Annotated in this window: 25 protein-coding genes; 15 read left to right on the forward strand and 10 right to left on the reverse strand. The window is 67.2% G+C overall.

Going from position 1 to position 20,533, the window contains the following annotated elements; genetic code table 11:
* Nucleotides 1-238: 238 nt before the first annotated feature.
* From A5655_RS14175 to A5655_RS14185, 3 genes are read right to left on the reverse strand one after another with little or no spacing between them, the layout of a single operon-like run.
* Nucleotides 239-853, reverse strand: coding sequence for a TetR family transcriptional regulator (locus A5655_RS14175; protein ID WP_067011049.1), 615 nt, complete (start codon nucleotides 851-853; stop codon nucleotides 239-241).
* Between the two features lie 58 nt (nucleotides 854-911).
* Nucleotides 912-1,655: an alpha/beta fold hydrolase gene (locus A5655_RS14180; RefSeq protein WP_067011051.1), complete on the reverse strand. Its 744-nt coding sequence runs from the start codon at nucleotides 1,653-1,655 to the stop codon at nucleotides 912-914.
* Between the two features lie 19 nt (nucleotides 1,656-1,674).
* Nucleotides 1,675-2,313, reverse strand: coding sequence for a TetR/AcrR family transcriptional regulator (locus A5655_RS14185; protein ID WP_067011279.1), 639 nt, complete (start codon nucleotides 2,311-2,313; stop codon nucleotides 1,675-1,677).
* Nucleotides 2,314-2,437: 124 nt separating this feature from the next.
* Here A5655_RS14185 and A5655_RS14190 point away from each other — a divergent pair, with 124 nt between their 5' ends.
* From A5655_RS14190 to A5655_RS14200, 3 genes are read left to right on the forward strand one after another with little or no spacing between them, the layout of a single operon-like run.
* The gene (locus tag A5655_RS14190; RefSeq protein ID WP_082978658.1) at nucleotides 2,438-3,862 is read left to right on the forward strand and encodes an aldehyde dehydrogenase family protein; all 1,425 of its coding nucleotides are present in this window, start codon (nucleotides 2,438-2,440) and stop codon (nucleotides 3,860-3,862) included.
* A 55-nt stretch (nucleotides 3,863-3,917) separates the two neighbouring features.
* On the forward strand, nucleotides 3,918-4,298 hold the full coding sequence (locus tag A5655_RS14195; RefSeq protein WP_067011055.1) for a carboxymuconolactone decarboxylase family protein: 381 nt from the start codon (nucleotides 3,918-3,920) through the stop codon (nucleotides 4,296-4,298).
* A 9-nt stretch (nucleotides 4,299-4,307) separates the two neighbouring features.
* Entirely contained in the window at nucleotides 4,308-5,210 is a 903-nt protein-coding gene (locus tag A5655_RS14200) for an NAD(P)-dependent oxidoreductase (protein ID WP_067011057.1), read from the forward strand.
* Here the strand turns inward: A5655_RS14200 and A5655_RS14205 are convergent.
* The gene (locus A5655_RS14205) at nucleotides 5,207-5,863 is read right to left on the reverse strand and encodes a hypothetical protein (RefSeq protein ID WP_156764858.1); all 657 of its coding nucleotides are present in this window, start codon (nucleotides 5,861-5,863) and stop codon (nucleotides 5,207-5,209) included. The genes A5655_RS14200 and A5655_RS14205 overlap by 4 nt on opposite strands.
* A gap of 268 nt (nucleotides 5,864-6,131) precedes the next feature.
* Between A5655_RS14205 and A5655_RS14210 the strand changes: the two genes are divergently transcribed.
* The 4 genes from A5655_RS14210 to A5655_RS14225 are packed head-to-tail and all read left to right on the forward strand — an operon-like array spanning nucleotide 6,132 to nucleotide 9,704.
* Nucleotides 6,132-7,223: an amidohydrolase family protein gene (locus A5655_RS14210; protein WP_067011059.1), complete on the forward strand. Its 1,092-nt coding sequence runs from the start codon at nucleotides 6,132-6,134 to the stop codon at nucleotides 7,221-7,223.
* Nucleotides 7,224-7,260: 37 nt separating this feature from the next.
* On the forward strand, nucleotides 7,261-8,406 hold the full coding sequence (locus A5655_RS14215) for an amidohydrolase family protein (RefSeq protein ID WP_067011061.1): 1,146 nt from the start codon (nucleotides 7,261-7,263) through the stop codon (nucleotides 8,404-8,406).
* Nucleotide 8,407: 1 nt separating this feature from the next.
* On the forward strand, nucleotides 8,408-8,821 hold the full coding sequence (locus tag A5655_RS14220) for a Rieske 2Fe-2S domain-containing protein (RefSeq protein ID WP_067011062.1): 414 nt from the start codon (nucleotides 8,408-8,410) through the stop codon (nucleotides 8,819-8,821).
* 16 nt (nucleotides 8,822-8,837) lie between these two features.
* Nucleotides 8,838-9,704 carry an alpha/beta fold hydrolase gene (locus A5655_RS14225; protein ID WP_067011064.1) on the forward strand — a complete coding sequence of 289 codons (867 nt, stop codon included), beginning with the start codon at nucleotides 8,838-8,840 and terminating at the stop codon, nucleotides 9,702-9,704.
* A gap of 5 nt (nucleotides 9,705-9,709) precedes the next feature.
* On the opposite strand, the gene A5655_RS14230 is transcribed toward A5655_RS14225, so the two are convergent.
* Nucleotides 9,710-10,183 carry a hypothetical protein gene (locus A5655_RS14230; RefSeq protein ID WP_067011065.1) on the reverse strand — a complete coding sequence of 158 codons (474 nt, stop codon included), beginning with the start codon at nucleotides 10,181-10,183 and terminating at the stop codon, nucleotides 9,710-9,712.
* 36 nt (nucleotides 10,184-10,219) lie between these two features.
* Between A5655_RS14230 and A5655_RS14235 the strand changes: the two genes are divergently transcribed.
* The 8 genes from A5655_RS14235 to A5655_RS14270 all read left to right on the forward strand — a co-directional run bounded on the left by A5655_RS14235 (nucleotide 10,220) and on the right by A5655_RS14270 (nucleotide 17,473).
* On the forward strand, nucleotides 10,220-11,500 hold the full coding sequence (locus tag A5655_RS14235) for an NADH-ubiquinone oxidoreductase-F iron-sulfur binding region domain-containing protein (protein WP_067011281.1): 1,281 nt from the start codon (nucleotides 10,220-10,222) through the stop codon (nucleotides 11,498-11,500).
* A gap of 8 nt (nucleotides 11,501-11,508) precedes the next feature.
* Nucleotides 11,509-11,805 (forward strand): ferredoxin, encoded by a 297-nt coding sequence (locus A5655_RS14240; protein ID WP_197508694.1) that lies wholly within the window; start codon nucleotides 11,509-11,511, stop codon nucleotides 11,803-11,805.
* Nucleotides 11,787-13,448: an OB-fold domain-containing protein gene (locus A5655_RS14245; RefSeq protein ID WP_067011070.1), complete on the forward strand. Its 1,662-nt coding sequence runs from the start codon at nucleotides 11,787-11,789 to the stop codon at nucleotides 13,446-13,448. The genes A5655_RS14240 and A5655_RS14245 overlap by 19 nt, the downstream gene beginning before the upstream one ends.
* Nucleotides 13,445-14,332, forward strand: a complete 888-nt coding sequence (locus A5655_RS14250) for an alpha/beta hydrolase (protein WP_067011072.1) — start codon at nucleotides 13,445-13,447, stop codon at nucleotides 14,330-14,332. Before A5655_RS14245 ends, A5655_RS14250 begins: the two co-directional genes overlap by 4 nt.
* The gene (locus tag A5655_RS14255; RefSeq protein WP_067011074.1) at nucleotides 14,329-15,144 is read left to right on the forward strand and encodes an NAD(P)-dependent oxidoreductase; all 816 of its coding nucleotides are present in this window, start codon (nucleotides 14,329-14,331) and stop codon (nucleotides 15,142-15,144) included. Before A5655_RS14250 ends, A5655_RS14255 begins: the two co-directional genes overlap by 4 nt.
* On the forward strand, nucleotides 15,141-15,953 hold the full coding sequence (locus A5655_RS14260; protein WP_082978660.1) for an NAD(P)-dependent oxidoreductase: 813 nt from the start codon (nucleotides 15,141-15,143) through the stop codon (nucleotides 15,951-15,953). The genes A5655_RS14255 and A5655_RS14260 overlap by 4 nt, the downstream gene beginning before the upstream one ends.
* A 105-nt stretch (nucleotides 15,954-16,058) precedes the next feature.
* A complete protein-coding gene (locus A5655_RS14265) occupies nucleotides 16,059-17,264 on the forward strand; it encodes a cytochrome P450 (protein ID WP_067011076.1) in 1,206 nt (401 codons plus the stop codon).
* 11 nt (nucleotides 17,265-17,275) lie between these two features.
* Entirely contained in the window at nucleotides 17,276-17,473 is a 198-nt protein-coding gene (locus A5655_RS14270; RefSeq protein WP_067011078.1) for a ferredoxin, read from the forward strand.
* On the opposite strand, the gene A5655_RS14275 is transcribed toward A5655_RS14270, so the two are convergent.
* From A5655_RS14275 to A5655_RS14295, 5 genes are all read right to left on the reverse strand, one after another.
* Entirely contained in the window at nucleotides 17,463-17,780 is a 318-nt protein-coding gene (locus A5655_RS14275) for a DUF1330 domain-containing protein (RefSeq protein ID WP_067011080.1), read from the reverse strand. The genes A5655_RS14270 and A5655_RS14275 overlap by 11 nt on opposite strands.
* Before the next feature lie 30 nt (nucleotides 17,781-17,810).
* A complete protein-coding gene (locus tag A5655_RS14280; protein WP_067011081.1) occupies nucleotides 17,811-17,999 on the reverse strand; it encodes a ferredoxin in 189 nt (62 codons plus the stop codon).
* Nucleotides 17,996-19,258 carry a cytochrome P450 gene (locus A5655_RS14285; RefSeq protein WP_067011283.1) on the reverse strand — a complete coding sequence of 421 codons (1,263 nt, stop codon included), beginning with the start codon at nucleotides 19,256-19,258 and terminating at the stop codon, nucleotides 17,996-17,998. The genes A5655_RS14280 and A5655_RS14285 overlap by 4 nt, the downstream gene beginning before the upstream one ends.
* 132 nt (nucleotides 19,259-19,390) lie before the next feature.
* Nucleotides 19,391-19,906, reverse strand: coding sequence for a hypothetical protein (locus A5655_RS14290; RefSeq protein ID WP_067011083.1), 516 nt, complete (start codon nucleotides 19,904-19,906; stop codon nucleotides 19,391-19,393).
* Complete coding sequence (locus tag A5655_RS14295) at nucleotides 19,903-20,517, reverse strand: TetR/AcrR family transcriptional regulator (protein WP_067011085.1); 615 nt, start codon at nucleotides 20,515-20,517, stop codon at nucleotides 19,903-19,905. The genes A5655_RS14290 and A5655_RS14295 overlap by 4 nt, the downstream gene beginning before the upstream one ends.
* Nucleotides 20,518-20,533 lie beyond the last annotated feature (16 nt).

Here is a 20,533-nt window from a genome sequence, read left to right on the forward strand (position 1 = left end):
CGCCCACATCGACAGTTGGATACCGAACATGAGCAGCAGGTAGCCGTAGATGAAGATCTGGAAGACGATCAATGCCCGCCTTCGGCGCCCGTCTTGCTCGTTCATCAGAAGGTGCCGATGCCGCGAAGGACGTAGTACCAAAAGCCCACCAGCCCAGCGGCACTGGCCCAACCCAGGCCGAGGCGCATTAGGTCCTGCCACATTGTTCAGCCTCCTAGGCGATTCATTTCCAACCGGATCATCGGACCTCCAGGCCGTGACGGGTGCTGGTGAAAAACTCGTCGATGACGCGGCTGCGCGCGGGCTTGGAGTCGTGATTGGTGACCAGCAACGCGTAGAAGCCCAGCAAAAAGAACAACGCGCTGTTTTCGGCGTTGGCTTCCGGACGTGCCACGCCCTGCTGCTGCGCGCGCGCCACCTCTTTGGCAACCAGGGCCACCAGCGGGTGATCTGTGGGCCTGCCGAATCCGGGCGGCCGCGTCTGGGAAAAGTGCAGTGCGAGAACGTCTCTGAACAATTTCGGCCCGAGCCGGGATTCGGCCGCAACAACCAGGCGGATCACCTCCAGCATGGTCGACCACAGGTCGGGCCTGGAGGAGACAAAGCGCCTCAAGTCACTCGCGAGCCGAGTCACCAGGTTTCGCTCGACCTCCTCGAGAACGTGCTCCTTCGTCGGGAAATGAAAATAGAAGGTGCCGCGGGCAACGCCCGCCGCCGAGATGATGGCGCCGATATCGCCATCCGCCACACCCGATCGTCTGAACTCCGCTACCGCAGCGTCGTATACCCGCTGCCGGGTCTCCAGCCGCTGCGCCTGGCGCCCGGTGGGCCTCTCATTCACGTTCGCGGTCATCGCCAGGTATCGTGGCGCATTTCATTGACAAATGTCAATGACAATTTTCAGCGACTTGTCAGTCGCCCCGGAGCCGGCAGCGTTCGGCAAGGATCGTGGCCAGCGATTTGGGTTCGCTGAACATCGCGTCGTGGCAGGCGTTCATGCAGATCATCGTGTCGACCCCGCCCAGTGATTCGATCGCCGCGAGCTGCTGCCGGACCGACAAGGCCCGGTCGCGCATTGTCATGATCCAGGTCCGCGGCACCTCATCGGGCAGGTCGCTGCGGTCGGCGGGTTCGAAGATCACGTTCGGCGACTCCATGCACAGCCGCGACAACGTCAGGCCGCGCTGCTCAGGTGTCATGCCGTTGCAGAACGCGAATCGCGCGAGGGCGATCGGCATTGGGAATGAACTTCTTTCGATCCTGCGCGCCGACCTCGCCAGTGGGGCCAGGGGCCCGTGCAGGGTGCCGACGACCGACTTTCCCTGGGGCGGGACGAAAGCCGCCAGCAGGATCATCTCGCGAACCCGCGCGGCCCCCAGCTTGGCGACGACGCCCGGGACGGTCAGCCCGGCCATCGAATGCCCGGCGACCACAACGTCGCCGAACCCGGCGGCATCCACGTCGGCGACCGCAGAGTTCACCCAGTCCGCGATCGTGACGGTCGACAGATCCGCCGGCCTGGCGGCGCGGCCGGGCAGGTCGACCGCGAGGACACGCAATCCGGGTGCCTGGCGGGCCAACTCGGCGACGGTGAGCTCCCAGCAGTCGGCGGCATGCGCGCCGCCGTGTATCAGGACGAGGCCGGGCAGTGCCATTCGCTGATTGTCCGCGAAATCAATTGCGGCGCAATATGCCGCACAGAAACAGATCGACCGCGTGTTGCAGGTGACGCTCCTCTTCCTCGGCGCTGCGATAGATGCCGAAATCAGCAAGCCGCGCGGGCAGGTGTTCGATCATCGCGATGAAGTGGCCCGCGGTCGACTCGAAATCTCCGACCTCGATGGTTCCGGCATCATGGTGCCGGCGCAGCACGTCCATCACCTGCCGATGCCGAGCCGACCAGGTCATCGAGTGCGCGCTGACGGCGAATTCGGGAAACCGGGCCGATTCGTTCATGGCGATTCGGGTCAAGCGCACGATGTCCGGGTCGATCGCCCGCGCGAGCCCGGCGCGGCCGACGGCGACCAGGGAGGCGCGCAGGTCGCCGTCCTCGAGGTCGTAGTTCGTTTCCCGCTCGGTCCGACGGGTGAGCGCCCAGGGAATGACGTCGAGAAAAACGGCGCGTTTGTCGGGGTAGCGCGCATACAGCGTTCGGCGGGTGATGCCGGCCGCTTTGGCGATCGCGTCCATGGTGGTCCCGTCATAGCCATTCTTGACGAAGGTCGCGACGGCTGCCTTGCGCAGTTTTTGATGCAGCTTTTTGGCTTCCGCCTGCGTAGGGCGTCCGCGCCGGGCCGTTGTCACCACAGCCAGTAAATATACACTTTGGTCCACTTCTGCCTATTTGGCGGGCGCGGGCGCCAGCGGGCCGGTTGACAGAAATATACAGTGACGTATAGATAACCGTGGGTACGGCGCAATCGAGTCAGGGGCCATCGTGACCATCACAGAGTCGTTCATCGATGGCGCATCGGTGGCGTCAGCAGAGGTCTACGACAACATCGACCCGGCGACGGGCCGGCCGCTGGGCCCGGTGGCCCGCGCCGGTGCGGACGAGGTGGATCGGGCGGCCGCGGCGGCGCGCGCGGCATCCAAGCTCTGGCGCGACACGTCGCCGGCCGAGCGGGCGACGCTGCTGACCCGGATGGCCGACCTGATCGACCAAAACCACGAGCGGTTGGCCCGGATCGAAAGCGAGGACACCGGAAAGCCACTGACCCAGGCACGCGGCGACGCGACCGTCGCGGCACGGTACTTCCGCTTCTACGGCCACGCCATCGACAGCTACTACGGTCAAACCATCCCGCTGTCAACGGATTTGCACGTATATACCCGACGCGAGCCCTTGGGCGTCACCGGGCATATCATCGCCTGGAACTATCCGATGCAGTTGCTGGCGCGCGCCGTGGCTCCAGCAATCGCGGCGGGCAACTGCGCCGTGGTCAAGCCCGCCGACGAAACCCCGCGCACTGCAGTCGAAGTGGCGCGCCTCGCGGTTCAGGCGGGGCTGGCGCCCGGGGTGTTCAACGTGGTGACCGGCATAGGCGCCGAGGCCGGCGCCGCACTCGCGGCGCACCCCGACGTCGACCACCTGGGCTTCGTAGGATCGACGCAGATCGGATCGGTTGTCGCCCATGCCGCCGCGGACAGGGTGGTTCCGACCGTCCTCGAGTTGGGTGGCAAATCCCCGCAGATCGTCTTCCCCGACGCGAACCTGGGGGGTGCCGCCGAGTCGATTGTGCGCGCGATCCTGCAGAATGGCGGTCAAACCTGCTCGGCCGGCTCGCGGCTGCTGGTGCACGATTCGGTTCACGACACCTTGGTCGACAAGGTCTGCCGGCTCATGTCGTCGGCGACGATCGGCCCCGGGATCGAGGATCACGATCTCGGACCGCTGATATCTCGCAAGCAGCAGCGCCGGGTGCAGTCAATGGTCTCCGACAACATCCAGGGTGAAATCCTCTGCGGCGGCGCACCTCCGGACGATGCTCAACTGGCGGACGGTGCATACTTTGTGCCAACGGTGATCGCCGAGGTCGATCCGGCGTCGCCGATCGCGCAAGAGGAGATCTTCGGTCCGGTGCTCACGGTGAACCGATTCTTCGACGAGGACGAGGCTATCCGGCTGGCCAACGGCACCCAGTACGGCCTACTGGGCGCGGTGTGGACCGCGGACCTGTCCCGCGCGCACCGACTCGCGGCCGACATCCGCGCCGGCCAGGTCTACGTCAATACCTACGGCGCCGGCGGCGGCGTGGAGCTGCCGTTCGGGGGCTTCAAGAAGTCCGGGTACGGCCGCGAAAAGGGCTACCAGGCGCTCGACATGTTCACGGCGACCAAGACCGTCGTCGTGCGCCTCTGAGGTAGACGCGCTCCCGTACGATTCGTCCTCGCACCGAACCCGAAGGAGAAGACCATTGGATCGCGAAACGTACCAACGGGGCCTGGAAATTCGTTCCGCCGTGCTCGGCGAGGCGTATGTCAGCCAAGCATTGGCCGGCGCGGACGACTTCACCAAGCCACTGCAAGACCTCGTCACCGAGTATTGCTGGGGCGCGGTGTGGGGACGAGACGGACTGGCCCTAAAGACCCGCAGCATGCTCAACCTGGCCATGATTTCGGTCCTGAACCGCCCCAACGAATTACGGACACACGTCAAGGCGGCTCTGACCAACGGCGTCACGCGCGATGAAATTCGCGAGATCTTCCTCCAGGTCGCCATCTACGCCGGCATGCCGGCCGCCGTCGACAGCTTCCGCATCGCGCGAGAGGCGTTTGCCGAAGTGGATGAGGGCTAGGGGTTCGCAATGGAGGTCGGCTTCATCGGGCTGGGGAACATGGGCTTTCCCATGGCGCGTCGCCTCATCCAACAAGGCCACGACGTCGTCGCCTTCGACACCAACGGCGCGGCGCTCGAGCGCCTCGTCGCCCTCGGGGCGCGCGCCGCGGACTCGTCGAAACAGGTCGCCGATCGGGTCGAGACGGTGCTGGCCAGCCTCCCGACGCCGGCCGCGTCCCTCGAGGTCGCCACCGGCGCCACCGGGGTGATCGAGGGTTCGCGCGTCAAGCGCTATGTCGACTTCTCGACCGTCGGCAGCCGAACCGCGGTGCGCATCCACGACCTGCTGGCGCGACGCAACATCGCGGCGATCGACAGCCCGGTCAGCGGTGGCGTCGGCGGAGCCGAAAAGGGCTCGCTCGCCGTCATGGTGTCGGGACCACACGACGAATTCGGCGCCGTACGAACCGCTCTCGAGGCGATCGGCCGACCGTTTTATGTCGGGGAGAAACCCGGCTCGGCGCAAACGATGAAGCTCGCCAACAACATCCTGGCGGCCAACGTTTTGCTGGCAACGGCGGAGGTCGTCGTGATGGGCGTGAAGGCCGGACTCGATCCGGGCGTGATGATCGAGGTGCTCAACGCGGGCTCGGGCGCGACGAGCGCGAGCCGCGACAAGTTCCCCCGCGCGATCCTCCCGCGCACCTTCGACTACGGCTTCGCCACCGGGCTGATGGTCAAAGACGTGCGGCTGTATCTCGACGAAGTGAAAGCGCTCGGCGCACCGGCCGACGTCGCCGAAACGGTGGGCCGGCTCTGGGAGGCCGCCGCGCTCGAGGAAGGGCCGGATTCCGATTTCACGACGGTGATCAAACCGTTCGAGAAGGCCGCCGGCGTCACCGTGGGACAAGCGGGCCCGGCGCCGGGCTAGCCGTCCGCGGCAGCGAATTTCGTTGGGGGCCAGCCGAACAGCCACGCGGCGACGAGGAAGCACAGGGCGCCGAAGAACGTACCCACGTTGGCCCACACGAGGCTGACGTCAGCCCCCGAGCGCAACACCAGGGCGCCGACGGCCGAGGCGAGAAACAGGACGGATCCCGCGAAGTTGAGGAAAGCTATGCGCTGCGAGGCGCTGGCAACGTGGGAGTGCCTTCGGGTCCGGACCTCGGGAACGATCGCAATGGCCGAGGAGACCAGGAACGCGACGGAACCGACCATGTCGGGCACCCACACGTCGACGTCGATGAGCTCCGGGCGCGCGCCGATCGTCACCGCGGCGTCGACGGTGTTGATGTTGAACAGCACCGTCCCCAGCAACTGGATCGCCGCGGCCAGCCAATCGGTAGTGCGCGCCCGCAACGGGAGCGAGCGCCGCTCGGCCTCGGGCAGCTCCCGCCGGGCGAGGCCCAGCTGGAGGGTCGCGGCGGCGGTGAAGAACACCGCCCCGATCGCGTAGGTCACCGCCGAGAGGAGCGGCGGCGACGCGGGCAACAGCGAGAGCAGGACACCGAGCGCGAACAGCGCCGCACCGATCACGAACAGCAGGCCGGTCCAGCGCACCATCGACGCGTGCACGGCCCTCACCCGGCGGATCGTACCGCCCGCCGGGGGCCGCCTCCGGCACCTGGCATGCGCCGGCCGGGCACCTGTCGACAACAGGGAGAATGCTATTATCCTTATTCAAGAACGCTACTTACCCGAATGATCGCGAAATCACTGGCTACCAGGGCCGATGATTAACCGAAATGCTTACCGAAAACACCGTTGATTGGCGACCGACGAGAATGTTAGTTTATCTATCAGATGCCCTCATCGGGCTCACTCTGGCTTGCCGAGCCAAGGGACGGCTTACGTGATCGAACACGCTGACGGAACCCGCACGCCGGTGATCGACGCGAGCGTGCACATCTTCTTTCCGTCCAACAAGGACCTGCGCTCCTTCCTGCGCGAGCCGTTCAAGAGCCGCGGTTTCCCCGACTACGAGATGGACTGGTACGGCGCGCCGGGTGGCGAATACGCGCCGAACACCGAGGGGCCGGACCCCGAGTACCCGGGTTCGGATCCGGAATTCGTTGCCAACGAACTGTTTTCGAAGCGCGGCGTGGACGTGGCGATCCTGCATCCGATGGGACGCGGCATCATGCCCGACCGTCACCTGGGCACCGCGCTGCACGCCGCCCACAACGAGATGATGGTGTCGCGGTGGCTGGACTCCGCCGAATTCGGCGAGCGTTTCCGCGGCACGGTCCGGGTCAACCCCGACGACATCGCCGGCGCCCTGCGCGAGATCGAAAAGTGGCGTGCCCACCCGCGCGTCGTCCAGATCGGCGTCCCGCTGCAATCCCGCGAGCTGTACGGCAAGCCCCAGTTCTGGCCGCTCTGGGAGGCCGCCGCCGACGCGGGGCTGCCGGTGGCGGTGCACATCGAAACCGGCGAGGGCATCGGCTTTCCCCCGACGCCGTCCGGGCACACCCTGACCTACGAGCAGTACGTCAGCTTCATGGCGCTGAACTACCTGTATCACCTGATGAACATGATCGCCGAGGGTGTGTTCGAGCGCTTTCCGAACCTGAAGTTCGTCTGGGCCGACGGCGCCGCGGACTTCCTCACGCCGTTCATCTGGCGGATGGACACATTCGGCCGGCCCCACCTGGAACAGACACCCTGGGCGCCGCGCATCCCCAGCGACTACATCCCCGGCCACGTGTATTTCGTGCAGGGCAGCCTCGACGGTCCGCCCGACGCCGACTTCGCGGGCGAGTGGTTCGGCTTCACCGGCAAGGAAGACATGGTGATGTTCGGCTCCAGCTATCCGCACTGGCAGAGCAACGACGTCCGCAGGCTGCCGGCATCGCTGTCCGCCGAACAGCGCGACAAGCTGTGCTGGCGCAACGCGTCGAACTTGTACGGGATCGACATTTCAGTCGACCTGGCAGCGGGCTAGTCGCAGAATAAGGACAAGGGAGACTGAGGAGACAGAGATGACGCTGACTCACATACACGAACGGGTCCCCGCCGCCGAGCGCATAGCCGTCCGGTGCGTCGACTCCGACATCCACCCGGTGCCCAGGCGCGGCGAGCTGACCCAGTACATCCCCGAGCCGTGGCGCAGCAAGTTCTTCCTGGACCACAAGGTCGGCGAGCTGATCTACTACGACGCCCCGGACTACGCACACACGTTCGCGATGCGCGCCGACGCCTTCCCCCCCGACGGCGAGTTCGCCTGCAGCGACCCGGACATGGCGTTCCGGCAGTTGATCATGCAGGCGGGTTCGGACATCGCGATCCTGGAGCCGGGCGGGCGCACACCGCGCCTGGCCGAGGCGCACCAGGCGTTTTCGACCGCCCTCAACCATTGGCAGGCGAACCACTGGCTCGACAGCCACAACAACTGGCACGAGCGCTGGCGCGGTTCGATCTGCGCGGCGATCGAGGACCCCGACGGGGCGGCCCGCGAGATCGAGACGTGGGCGGGCCACCCGTACATGGCGCAGATCCTGATCAAAGCAGAGCCGCGGCCGTCATGGGGCCACCCGAGGTACTACCCGATCTGGGAGGCCGCCACCAAGCACGACATCACGGTGAGCTGCCACCTGTCGCGGAGCAATTACGAGATGCTGCCGACACCGCCGGTCGGCCTGCCCAGCTACAACCACGATTTCATGGTGACCTACTCGCTGCTGGCCGCCAACCAGGTGATGAGCCTGATCTTCGACGGCGTCTTCGACCGGTTCCCGACGCTGCGCATCGTGTTCGTCGAGCACGCGTTTTCCTGGATCCTGCCGTTGATGTGGCGGATGGACGCGCTCTACGAGGCCCGCAAGTCGCGGGTGGACATCAAGCGCAAGCCGTCGGAGTACGTCAAGGAACACATCAAGTTCACCACCCAGCCGCTGGACTACCCGGAAGACAAGACCGAGTTGACCCGCGCCCTGGAGTGGATGGAGTGCGACAAGATCCTGCTGTTCTCCTCGGACTACCCGCACTGGACGTTCGATGACCCGCGCTGGCTGGTCAAGCACCTGCCCAAGGCGGCCCGCGACGCGGTGATGTTCAAAAACGGGATCGCGACATACCACCTGCCGGAGACCGTGCCGGTCCTCGAGGGTCAAACCCGGGTGTACTGAGTTGGCGTCTGAACAAGAAGGGGCAACCGCCAGGCCGCCCCAGCCCCGACTCGCTCAGGGCCGCGAGCACGTCGTGGCGACGGTGGACGAAATCCCGCCCGGCAGCCACAAACTGGTGCCCATCGGCCGGCACGGTGTCGGCGTCTACAACGTCAACGGCACCTTCTACGCGATCGCGAATTACTGCCCGCACCAAGGCGGTCCGCTGTGCTCGGGACGCGCCCGCGGACGCACCATCGTCGACGAGACCGCCGCCGGCGACGCGGTGATGGTGCGGGACCTGGAGTACATCTACTGCCCCTGGCACCAATGGGGTTTCGAGCTGGCGACCGGCACGACGGCGGTCAAGCCGGAGTGGAGCATCCGCACCTATCCGGTGCGAGTCGTCGGCAACGACGTTCTGGTGATGGCGTGACGCGACGGGAGCATCTGTGTCGACTATCGAGGTGAATGGCGGAAACGTTGTCTACGAAATCCTCGGCGACACGGGCGATCTCATTGCGCTGACGCCGGGCGGGCGGTTCAGCAAAGAGATCGAGGGCCTGCGCCCGCTGGCCGATGCGTTGGCCGCCGGCGGCTATCGGGTGCTGCTGTGGGACCGGCCCAACTGCGGGGCCTCGGACGTGCAGTTCTACGGCCAAAGCGAGTCGCACATGCGGGCCGAGACGCTGCACAAGCTGGTCACGGGTCTGGGCTTCGAGCGCTGCATCCTCGCCGGAGGATCCGGCGGCGCAAGGGATTCGATGCTTACGACGATGCTCTACCCCGAGATGGTCACCAAACTCGTGGTGTGGAACATCGTCGGCGGCATCTACGGCACGTTCGTGCTGGGCTCCTTCTACATCATCCCGAGCATTCTCGCGGTGCGCGGCACCGGGATGGACGGCGTGGTCAAGGTGCAGGAATGGCGCGAGCGCATCGAGCAGAACCCCGACAACAAGCAGCGGTTCCTCGACTTCGACAAAGACGAGTTTCTCAAGGTCATGCTGCGCTGGCTGAATGCGTTCGTCTCCAAGCCCGGACAGACGATCCCGGGTGTCGAGGACGAAATGTTCGATCGAATCAGGGTTCCCACGTTGATCATTCGTGGCGGCGAGAACGACATGGATCACCCCAAGCGGACGTCGCTCGAGGTCAGCTGCCTGATCAAGGGCTCCAAGCTGATCGACCCGCCCTGGCCGGAGGACGCCTGGGAGCGGGCGTCCGAAGACCGCGCCGCGGGCCGGGTGCAGCACTTCAACATGTTCGACACCTGGGTGCAGGCCGCCCCCGCGATCCTCGAATTCCTGGGTTCCTGATGCGGTTACCCCGTGCGAATGTGGACCTCGCAGTTGAGCGACGCCTCGAGGGCCGTGTGAATGCGGCTTTCCGGAACGCGATCGAGGTCGGCCTCGCGCAGGGTCACATGGACGATGTCGAAGCCCTCGTCGCCGGGTGTGCGGACGACCTCGCCGACGAGCCCGAACGCGGCCAGCACGCCATGCGCGTCGTCGTCGGTTCCCCTGCTGATGAACGTGACCACGCCGGCCACCGGCGCGGTGCTAAATGCCCTGGCGCACAGCTCGACTCCGACGCGCTTGACAGTGTCGGCATCGTCGCCGGCGACGAGCACCTCCACCTCGCGGCGACCGGCCGGCATGTCCGCCAGATTGTTCTCGACCACTTCGATGCCCCGCTCGCCGGCAAGCCCGAGGAGTGCGGTCATGCCGTCTGCTAGCTGTACGGCCGTGAGCACGCCGGAAGGATCGACGTTGACGCGCACTACCGCGGTTCGCATGTGCGACAGACTAACCGCGACCATGGAGAGCAAGTGATGGAAACCAGCGTCACGGCCTGGCCTGGCTGCCCGTCGCGCCTGCTGGGCGATCAACCCCGCCACGACAGGGAAAGCTACGCGGCCTATCTCGAACTCGGCGGCTATCGTCCGCTCGGCGACCCCGATCTACTGCTCGGCGAAGTCGAACGCAGCGGGCTGCAGGGCCGGGGCGGCGCGGCCTTTCCGATGGCGGTGAAGCTGCGCGCCGTGCGTGACAACGGGCGCGTGGCGGGCGGCTCGGTCGTCGTCGCCAACGGTGAGGAGGGCGAACCCGCCTCGATCAAGGATCGCTGGCTGCTGCGGCACCGGCCGCACCTGGTCCTCGACGGGCTTCGGCTGGCCGCGGCGATGGTGGCGGCCGACCGCGCCTACGTCTACCTGTCCGACGCCGAATCGGCCCGCAGTGTCCAGGCCGCGCTCGCGGAGCGCGCGGCCGGCGACGTCGCGATCGAGTTGGTCAACGTCGCCCCGGGGTACATCGCCGGCGAGGAGACCGCGGTCACCCGCGCGATCAACGGCGGCCCGGTCAAGCCGACGGACAAGCCGCCGCGGCCATTTCAGCAGGGCGTCGGCGGGCGACCCACCCTGGTGAGCAACGTCGAGACCCTGGCCAACCTGCCCTACCTGCAGCGGCACGGCGCCGGCGAGTTCCGCTCGCTGGGCACGCCGGCCTCGCCCGGCACGTTCCTGGTGACCTTGACCGGCGGTGGTCGGCCACCGGGCCTTTATGAGGTCCCGCACGGCCTGCCTTTCCGCGATCTGCTTGCCCTGCACGGTGTTTCGCCCGATCGTGTGCAGGGCGCTTTGCTGGGCGGCTACTTCGCCGGGCTGCTCAACCGCAGCGTGCTGGACGCCACGCTGGACCACGAGACGTTCCGGGGCCTCGGCAGCGGGCTGGGCTGCGGCGCGATCGCGGTGATCGCCGACGACTGCCCGGTGGCGGTCGCCGCGTCCGTGCTGGCCTACTTCGATCGCGAAAACGCGGGCCAATGCGGTTCGTGCTTCAACGGCACCGCCGCGATGGCCGCCGCCGCCGGCGCGCTCCGCGACGGCGCCGCCACCCCCGAGGACCTCGACCGGCTGCGCCACTGGTCGGTGACGCTGCGCGGGCGCGGAGCCTGCGCCACCCTGGACGCCGCCACCAACGTGGCCGCCAGCATGCTCGACCAGTTTCCGCAGGCGGTGGCGCAGCATCTGGACAATTCCTGTGAACCGTGCCGCGCCAACGTGTTTAGCGCCGGGCGACCCTACGAGGTGGAGGCGGTGATCTACGCGTGAGCGGGGGCGTGAGAATCCATCTGGACCGCACCCTCTGCGACGGCTTCGGCATCTGCGCCAAACACGCGCCCGAATACTTCTCGCTCGACGACTGGGGATACGCGCGCCTGATCGGGGACGGCAACGTGCCCGAGGCCGACCGCGACGCGGTGATGCGCGCCCTGATGGACTGCCCGGTGCACGCCATCATGGAAATGGACGAACGCCGCCCGGACGACGTGCCGCCACCGCCGAGCACCGACGAGGACCCGGCCGCGCACGTCAAGACCGAGGCGAACGAAGCCGAATGGGGTTTCACGCGTTGACCGGACGCCCGCTGCCCCTGATCACGCAGGACAACGAGTTCTTTTGGACTTCGGGCGCCGACGGCACGCTGCGGCTGCAGGAATGCAAGACCTGCGACTCGCTGATCCATCCGCCGGCGCCGGTGTGCCGCTACTGCCGATCCCGGGAAGTGGGAGTGCGGGCCGTCTCCGGCCGCGCGACGCTCGCCGGGTTCACCATCAATCATCGGTTCAGCCTGCCCGGGATGCCGGCCCCGTACGTCGTCGCCCAGGTGGCGATCGCCGAGGACCCGCGCGTCCGGCTGACCACCAACATCGTTGAGTGCGAACCGGATCGGCTCGAGCTCGGTCTACAGGTGGAGGTCGTCTTCGAGCAGATCGAGGACGTCTGGCTGCCGCTGTTCCGGCCGGTTCCCGATGCCGAACCCGCTCCCCTGCCGTCCGACGAGATCGCGCCGGAGCGCTTTGGGGAACACGTGCGGCCCATGCTCACGGCGGAGAAGTTCGAAGACAAGGTCGCGCTCACCGGGATCGGCATGTCGCCGATCGGTCGCCGGCTGATGCAGCCGCCGCTGGCCCTGACGGTGCAGGCGTGCGAGGCGGCCATCGCCGACGCCGGGCTCACGTTCGCCGACATCGACGGGCTGTCCACGTACCCCGGCGGCGGCAACCTCGGCGGCTTCGGCGAGGGCGGGGTCACCGCGCTGGAGGCGGCGCTGGGGATCCGGCCGACGTGGCACAACGGCGGGATCGAAACGTTCGGCCCGGGTGGATCGGTGATCGCCGCGATGCTCGCCGTCGCCTGCGGGCTGGCCCGTCACGTGCTGTGCTTCCGGACGCTGTGGGAAGCCACCCACGGCGAGCTGATGAAGCAGGGCAAGATCACCCCGTCGATGGGCCGCATGGCGGGCTGGACGTTCCCGTTCGGCGCCACGTCGGCCGCCCACACGCTGGCGATGAACGCGCAGCGGCACTTTCACCGTTACGGCACGACGAAAGAGACGCTGGGCTGGATCGCGCTGAACCAGCGCGCCAACGCCGAACTCAATCCGACCGCGGTGTATCGCTCCCCGATGACGATGGACGACTACCTGGGCGCGCGGCCCATCACCACCCCGTTCGGCCTCTACGACTGCGACGTGCCGTGCGACGCCGCGATCGCCGTCATCGTCTCCGCCGTCGACGCCGCCCACGACCTGGCCAAGCCGCCCGTCCTGGTGGAGGCGGTCGGCACGCAGATCATCGAGCGAATCGACTGGGACCAAAGCACTCTCACCCACGAGCCACAGGTGCTGGGCCAGGCCGCCCACGTGTGGACGCGCACCTCGTTGCGGCCCACCGACGTCGACGTCGCCGAGCTCTACGACGGGTTCACCATGAACTGCCTGTCCTGGATCGAGGCGCTGGGGTTCTGCGGCATCGGCGAGGCCAAGGAATTCCTCGACGGGGGCAAGAACATCGCCCGCGACGGGCTGCTGCCGCTCAACACCCACGGCGGCCAGCTGTCGCACGGCCGCACCCACGGCATGGGCCTGCTACACGAAGCGATCAGCCAGCTGCGCGGGGAGGCCGGTGACCGGCAGGTCGCCGACGCCCGCGTCGGGGTGGTCAGTAGCGGCGGTCTCACCCCGAGCGGGGTCCTGCTGTTGCGGGCCGACGCATGAGCCCGCCGCGTCCCCGGCTGGTGATCGTCGACGGCGTGCCCATGTCGGCGATTGTCTGCGAAGCGGAGCGGCCAAAGGCCGTGATCGTGGCCATCCACGGCGGCGGCACCACCGCCGTCTATTTCGACTGCCCGGGCCACCCCTCGTACTCGTTGTTACGAACCGGCGCGGCAGCGGGTTTCACCGTGGTGGCGCTCGACCGGCCCGGCTATGGCAGCTCGGCGCCTTATCCCGAGGCGATGGCCCGTGGCGAGCAGCGCGTCAACCTGGCTTACGGGGCGATCGACCGCATCCTTGGGGAACGACCAAGCGGCGCAGGGTTGTTCGTCTGGGGCCATTCGGGCGGCTGCGAGCTGACCATGCGGATGGCCGCCGACGAGCGCGGCGCCGACCTGTTGGGCATCGAGCTCGCCGGGACGGGTCGGCACTACCACCCCGCGGCCCGGGAAATACTGAGAACGGCGACCCGCGAACGCCGCCCGCCGGGCATGCGCGACCTGCTGTGGAGCCCGGCGGAGCTGTACCCGCCCGAGGTCCTCGGCGGCGCGACGGTCTCCCCGTCGGCGCCGGCTTATGAGGACCAGATGGTCTCGGACTGGGCCCGCCAAACCTTCCCGGAGCTCGCGCCCGCCGTTCGCGTCCCGGTGCATTTCAGCATCGCCGAGCACGAAAAGGTCTGGCAGGCAGATGAGTCGGCGGTGACCGAGATCAGCGCCATGTTTTCCGCCGTGCCGCGATTCGTCGTGCACAGACAGCCGGAAGCCGGGCACAACATCAGCCTGGGCCACACCGCCCCCGACTACCACGCCAAAGTCCTTGCGTTCGTGGAGGAATGCGCGGCCGCGCGTCCATCCGAAACAGAATCCGATTTGGAGGCCGGATGAAAGTCGGATTCATCGGGCTGGGCAGTCAGGGCGGCCCCATGGCGCGCCGGATCGTCGAGGGCGGCTACAAGACGACGCTCTGGGCGCGCCGGCCCGCCTCGCTGGAGCCCTTCGCCGACACGCCGGCGACCCTCGCCACGTCGCCGGCCGATCTGGCCGCGGCGAGCGATCTGGTCTGCCTCTGCGTCGTCGGCGACGCCGACATCGAGGAACTCACCGGCGGCGCGGACGGGCTGCTGGCGGCGATGACGCCGGGAAGCGTCATCGCAATACACAGCACGGTGCACCCCGACACCTGCCGCGAGCTCGCGAAACGCGCTTATGCTCATGGCGTTTCGGTCATCGATGCGCCGGTCAGTGGCGGCGGTCCGGCCGCCTCAGAGGGCCGTCTGCTGGTGATGGTCGGCGGTGACGCGGAGGTCGTCGAGCGCTGCCGCCCGGTCTTCGAAACCTACGCCGACCCCGTCGTTCACCTCGGCGACCTGGGCTCCGGGCAAACGACCAAACTGCTCAACAACCTGCTGTTCACCGCCAACCTGGGTACGGCGGCCGCCACCTTGTCGCTTGCCAACGAGCTGGGCGTCTCCCCGGATCGGCTCGTCGAAGTCGTCTCGCGTGGCAGCGCAAACAGCTTCGCGCTCAACGCTCTTGGCGGGATCGGCGGCCTGGACCGGCTGGCGGGCCTGGCCGGGACGCTGCTGCAGAAGGACGTCCGGTTAATCGTCGAACTCGCCGAGCGCGCCGCGGCCGGCGGGGGCGCCGTGCTCGACGCGGCCGACGCCACGCTGACCCTGATGGGGCACCCCCGATGAAAGGCCCGGTGAAGGTCGGCTTCATCGGCGCGGGCCGGATGGGACGCCCCATGGTGGCCCGGCTTGTCGGCGCCGGCCACCACGTCCGGGTCGTGAGCCGGACGGACGCACGGCGCCGCGATCTCGCCCAGCTCGGCGCCCACGCGGTGGGCGACCTTGGCGAGCTCGGTCCGTGGGCCGACGTCACAGTGGTCTGCGTGTTCACCGACGAACAGGTCCGGCAGGTCTGCCTGGACGGTCCCCTGCTTCGCACGATGCGGCCGGGTTCCACGCTGGTGGTGCATACCACCGCCAGCCCGAAAACGATCGAGGCCATCGCCGCCCGCGCCGGCGACGTCGGCGTGGTCGACGCCCCCGTCAGCGGTGGCCCGCACGACATCGCCGCAGGCCGGGTGACCCTCTTCGTCGGCGGTGTTGCCGACACCGTGGACCGAGCGCGAACCGTGCTGGGCTGCTACGGCGATCCGGTCCTGCACGTCGGGCCGGTCGGCGCCGGCCAGAGGGTGAAGCTGGTCAACAACGCGCTGTTCGCCGGCCATATCGGGCTGCTCGCGGAGTCCATCCGGCTGGGCGAGAGCCTGGGCGTCCCGGAATCGACACTGCTGAAGGCCCTGCCACACGGCAGCGCCACCAGCCGCGTGCTGGACATCGTCGCCGCCCGGGGCTCCGTCAGCTCGTTCGTCGAGGTAGTAGGCGAATTCGTCGCCAAGGACGTGGCGGTGGTGCGTGGCATCGCCGCGGAACTGGGCGGCGACCTGGGAGCACTGGAGCAAGTCATCAATGCCGTAGAGGTCGGCGGGAAGGTCTGACATGGTGGTGTTTTGGTCTTTTCGCCGCGTCACGAAACCGCTACCGTTAGCGTTACAGTCAGGCAATCCGCTGTAACGGTTCAGCCCGCCGATGAGGAGCATGCAGTGACCAAGCCCAAGGTCGTCTTCGATCCGTTCTCCGAGGAGTTCTTCAACAATCCGTTCGAGATATATCGGCGGATGCGCGAGGACGCACCGCTGTACTACGACGAAAAAGAGGACTTCTACGCGCTGACCCGCCATGAGGACGTCGCGGCCGGGTTCAAGGACTTCGAGACGTATTCCTCGGCGCGCGGCTGCGACCTGGCGATGGTGCGGCGAGGGATCTCCCCCGAGCAGAAGTCGATCATCTTCATGGACCCGCCGGAACACCGCCACATGCGCAGCCTGCTCAACAAGGCGTTCACGCCGCGGGCCATCCAATCGCAGGTCGAGACGATCGTCGAGGTGATCGACAAGTACCTCGGCGCCGCGGATCCCGACAATTTCGACGTCGTGCAGGACTTCTCCGGGCCGTTCCCGGTGGAAGTCATCACCCGGATGGCCGGCGTTCCCGAGGAATACCGTCAGCAGGTGCGACACTGGATCGACACCAGCCTGCATCACGAACCCGGGCAGATCGAGATCAGCGAAGCCGGGATGCAGGCGAACATCGATACCGCGATGTACTACTTCGGCCTCATCCAGGAGCGGCGCGCGGAGCCGCAGGACGACATGATCAGCCGGCTGATCGCAGCCGAGGTCCCCGGCGACAACGGCGAGCCCCGCAAGCTCGACGACATCGAAATCACCGCGTTCGCCACCCTTTTGGGCGGCGCGGGCGCCGAGACCGTCACCAAGTTGCTCGGCAACGCCGCGGTGATCTTCGCCCGTCATCCCGACCAGTGGCAGAAGCTCCAGGACGACCGCAGCAAGATTCCCGGTGCGGTGGAAGAGCTGTTGCGCTACGAGGGGCCGGTCCAATACAACGTGCGCTACACCCTCAAGGAGGCGCACGTCAGTGGTGGCGTGATTCCCGCGGGCAAGCCGGTTTTCCTTTGCGGCGCGGCCGCGAACCGCGACCCGGAGGCCTTCACCGACGCCGAGACCTTCGACATCGAGCGCGACCAGACCGAGGCGCAACATCTGGGTCTCGGATACGGAATTCACAGCTGTCTTGGCGCGGCGCTGGCCCGCCTGGAAAGCAGGCTCGCGCTGGAGCGGCTGCTCGACTTCATGCCTCGCTACGAGGTGGACTGGGCGGGGTGCAAACGGGTGAACATGCAGAACGTCGCCGGCTGGAAGAATGTACCCGTCAAGATACTTCGGTAAGGGGAATCCCAATGACGAAGAAAATCGAAGTCGACTGGGGGCTTTGCGAAAGCAACGGCGTCTGCATGGGCATCAACCCGGAGGTTTTCCACCTCGGCGACGACGACATGCTGACCGTGTTGCAGGAGGAAGTCACCCCGGAGATCGAATCGGACGTGCGCGAGGCCGTCCGTCAATGCCCCCGGCAGGCGATCTCCATCAAGGAGTAGCGGCCGCGGGTGTCTCGAATCCGGCGACGATGACCGCGTTGCAGTCCGCCGCCGATTGGCGCAGCTTCGCCGCCTTTTGGTAGGCCTCGGATTCGTACCACGCCCGGGCCGCGTCCACCGAGTCGAATTCCAGCACGACGGTCTGGTCGCCATGCCAGGCGCCCTCGATGACCTTGGGAGCGGTGTCGACCGCCAGTATGTTGACGCCACCCATCGCCGCTCCCGCGGCCCGACCGTAGGCCTTCATTCCCTCCGGATCCTTGACGGCCTCGGTCAGGATGACGTACCCCTTCGGCCCCTTAGCCACTCGAATCTCCTTACCTGCGTGCGGGTTTGGTCAGATCTTGCTGATCGCCTGCTCCGGGCAGCATTCGATGGCCTCCTCGGTGGCCGCTTCGAATTGCGTTGGGACGTCTGACGCTATCGCTTCGGCGTAACCATCGTCGGTCAGGCTGAAGACTTCCGGGCACAGCGTCGTGCACACGCCGTGACCGCGACAGCGCTGGTCGTCAACCGAAACTTTCATGCCGGCGTGAACTCCAGGTGCAGTTCCGTCAGGCCGCGCAGGATATAGGTCGGAACATATTGGTAGCGGCGGTCATTCGCCGGGCCGTGAACGGTCTCGTCGATCCTGATGTCGGACGTCCGGTCGAGCAGCCGCTCGATCGCCACCCGGGTCTCGGCCCGCGCCAGCGGCGCGCCCGGGCAGCTGTGGATCCCCCGGCCGAACGAGATGTGCTGGCGGGCGTTCTTGCGGCCCGGATCGAATGTGGTCGGGTCCTCGAAGCGTCGCGGATCCCGGTTCGCGGCCGCCTGCACGATCATCACGGTGGTGCCCGCCGGCAGGTCGACGCCGCCGACGTTGACGGGCACCCGGTTCAACCGGAAGTCGCCCTTGACCGGGCTTTCGTGGCGAAGCGACTCTTCGATGAAGTTGGGGATCAGGCTGCGGTCCCTGCGCAGCTGCGCCTGAATGTCCGGGCGCTCCGCGATCGTCTGCAGCGCGGCGCCGAGCAGCCGCACGGTGGTCTCCTGGCCCGCCGAGAAGACGTTGCTGGCGACACGGGCGACGTCTTCGACGTCGGGAATCGAGCCGTCGGGGAAGGTGGCGGTCGCGAGGCCGGTCAGCACGTCGTCGCGGGGCTCGCGGCGGCGGTCCCTGACGTAGTCGGAGAAAAGGCCGTAAAGGAATTCCAGCGGACTGTGTGACAGCGACTCCTTGCCGGTGCCCCCGATGCCGCCCCCCGCATGCTCGGCGATGCCCTTGACGAACTTGTCGCGATCCTCCATGGGCACGCCCAGCAGGTCGGCGATCACCAGCAGCGTGAACGGGCCGGCGAAGCCCTTGATCCAGTCGCCGCGGCCGGGCGCCAGGAAATCGTCGAGCGCCTGGTCGGCCAGCGCCCACATCGCGTCCTCGTTCTCCTTGAGGCGCTTCGGGGTGATCAGCCTCATCAGCAGCGAGCGGTGGTTGGTGTGGGTCGGCGGATCCAGCGTGGGCAGCTGGTCGCTGAACGGCAGCTCGTCGCGGTGCTGCTCGATGAGCTCGGTGATGTCGGTGTCGCCCAGGCCGTCCAGGGGCACCGGGAAACCGGGAAACGGGCCGGTCACTGACGTGCAGGAGGACCACGTCTCGGCGTCGTTCAGCACGGCGCAGGCTTCCTCCCAGCCGGTCACCATGGTGACGCCGTGGTGGGGTTCCCTGGTGACCGGGCATTGCTGCCGCAGCGCCTCGTAATAGGGGTATGGGTCCGCGATGAGCTCTTTGCCGCGGAAGAAATCCATCTTGGTGAGGTCGTTCACCGTGTCGCTCCGTTCGAATCTCAGCAGTGAGAATGAGCCTCTCAGAGATGAGTATTACATTTCCACACGGCCCAGTCGTCGTCAAACGGCAGGCTGCCGAGTTGGAAGGGGTGACTAGCCCGCGGGGACCAGGTCGGCGGCGACCGACGGCCAGGCCAGCAGCCCGCTTCGGAAGGTTTCGAGGTAGTCGATCGACCCGTGCGGCGCGGCCGCCGCCGCGAGCGCCTGGCCCTTGAAGATCTTGGCCGCCATGCTCAGCCGGTGTTGTACCAGGCCAACGCTGTCGTCCAGCTCGGCCGGCCAGCTCTCGCCCCACAGGGTGACCTCGGTGACGCCGTGGTCGAGGGCTTGCAATACCCCCTGCCGCACCCGGGAGTCGCACCCGAACAGGTCCGCCGCGGCCGCCAGCGCCTGGGGGCGCGGCCGCGATTTGACGGCGGCGAGCGCGTCCTCGAGGTCGAGCGTCCGGGCCCCGATGATCTGCAGCGGCCGAAGGTCCGGGCAGTCGGCCAGGTCGGTCAGCAGCACGGTGACGTCCCATCCCGCCATCGAGCGGTCGAAGAGCCAGCCGCCCGCGAACCGCACCACGTCGACGACGCTGGAGGCGACGACGTCGAGGCGGTACCTCATGTCTTCCCGTTGGTCGTCGGCGGCGCGAAGTCCCGCGCCAGCGCCTCCGTGTACTCCTTGAACGCGTCGGTCAGCGGTATCGAAGGGTCGAGCAACCATATTGTTTCCATTCCGTGGACGAAGGCCAGAATTTCCACTGCCTTGGCGGCCGGGTCTATGTCGGTGCGATACCGGCCGTCGGCCTGGCCGCGCCGGATGAGGTCGCCCACAATGTCGATGGCTTGACGCTGTCGGGACAGCATGCGGTCGTGCAGCGGGGCCTCGGGATCGATGTTTTCGATCAGCAGCACGGTGAACGTGCCGACCATCTCGGGTGCCCGCGTGAAGCGATCGGCGACCCGGGCGATCTCGACCATCAGATCGCCGGCCCGGTCCGCGTGGGAGTCGTCGTCAGCGTCACGGGCGTCGAGCACCGCGTGCAGCAGCTGCTCCTTGGATTCGAAGTGGTGCAGCAGGCCGGCCGGGGTCACGCCGGCCTCTCCGGCGATTTGGGCGAGCGTGGTGTTACGCCAGCCGTTGCGCGTGAGCAGGCGTTGTGCGACATCGAGAATCCGCTGCTTGCGGTCCTCACCTTTGGCGAGAAGCGTGTCGTATCGCCGCGCGACGGGCACCGGGCTCCCTCGGGAC

It is taken from the genome of Mycobacterium sp. 1081908.1 (assembly GCF_001673535.1).
In the GTDB taxonomy this organism is placed as follows: Bacteria; Actinomycetota; Actinomycetes; order Mycobacteriales; family Mycobacteriaceae; genus Mycobacterium.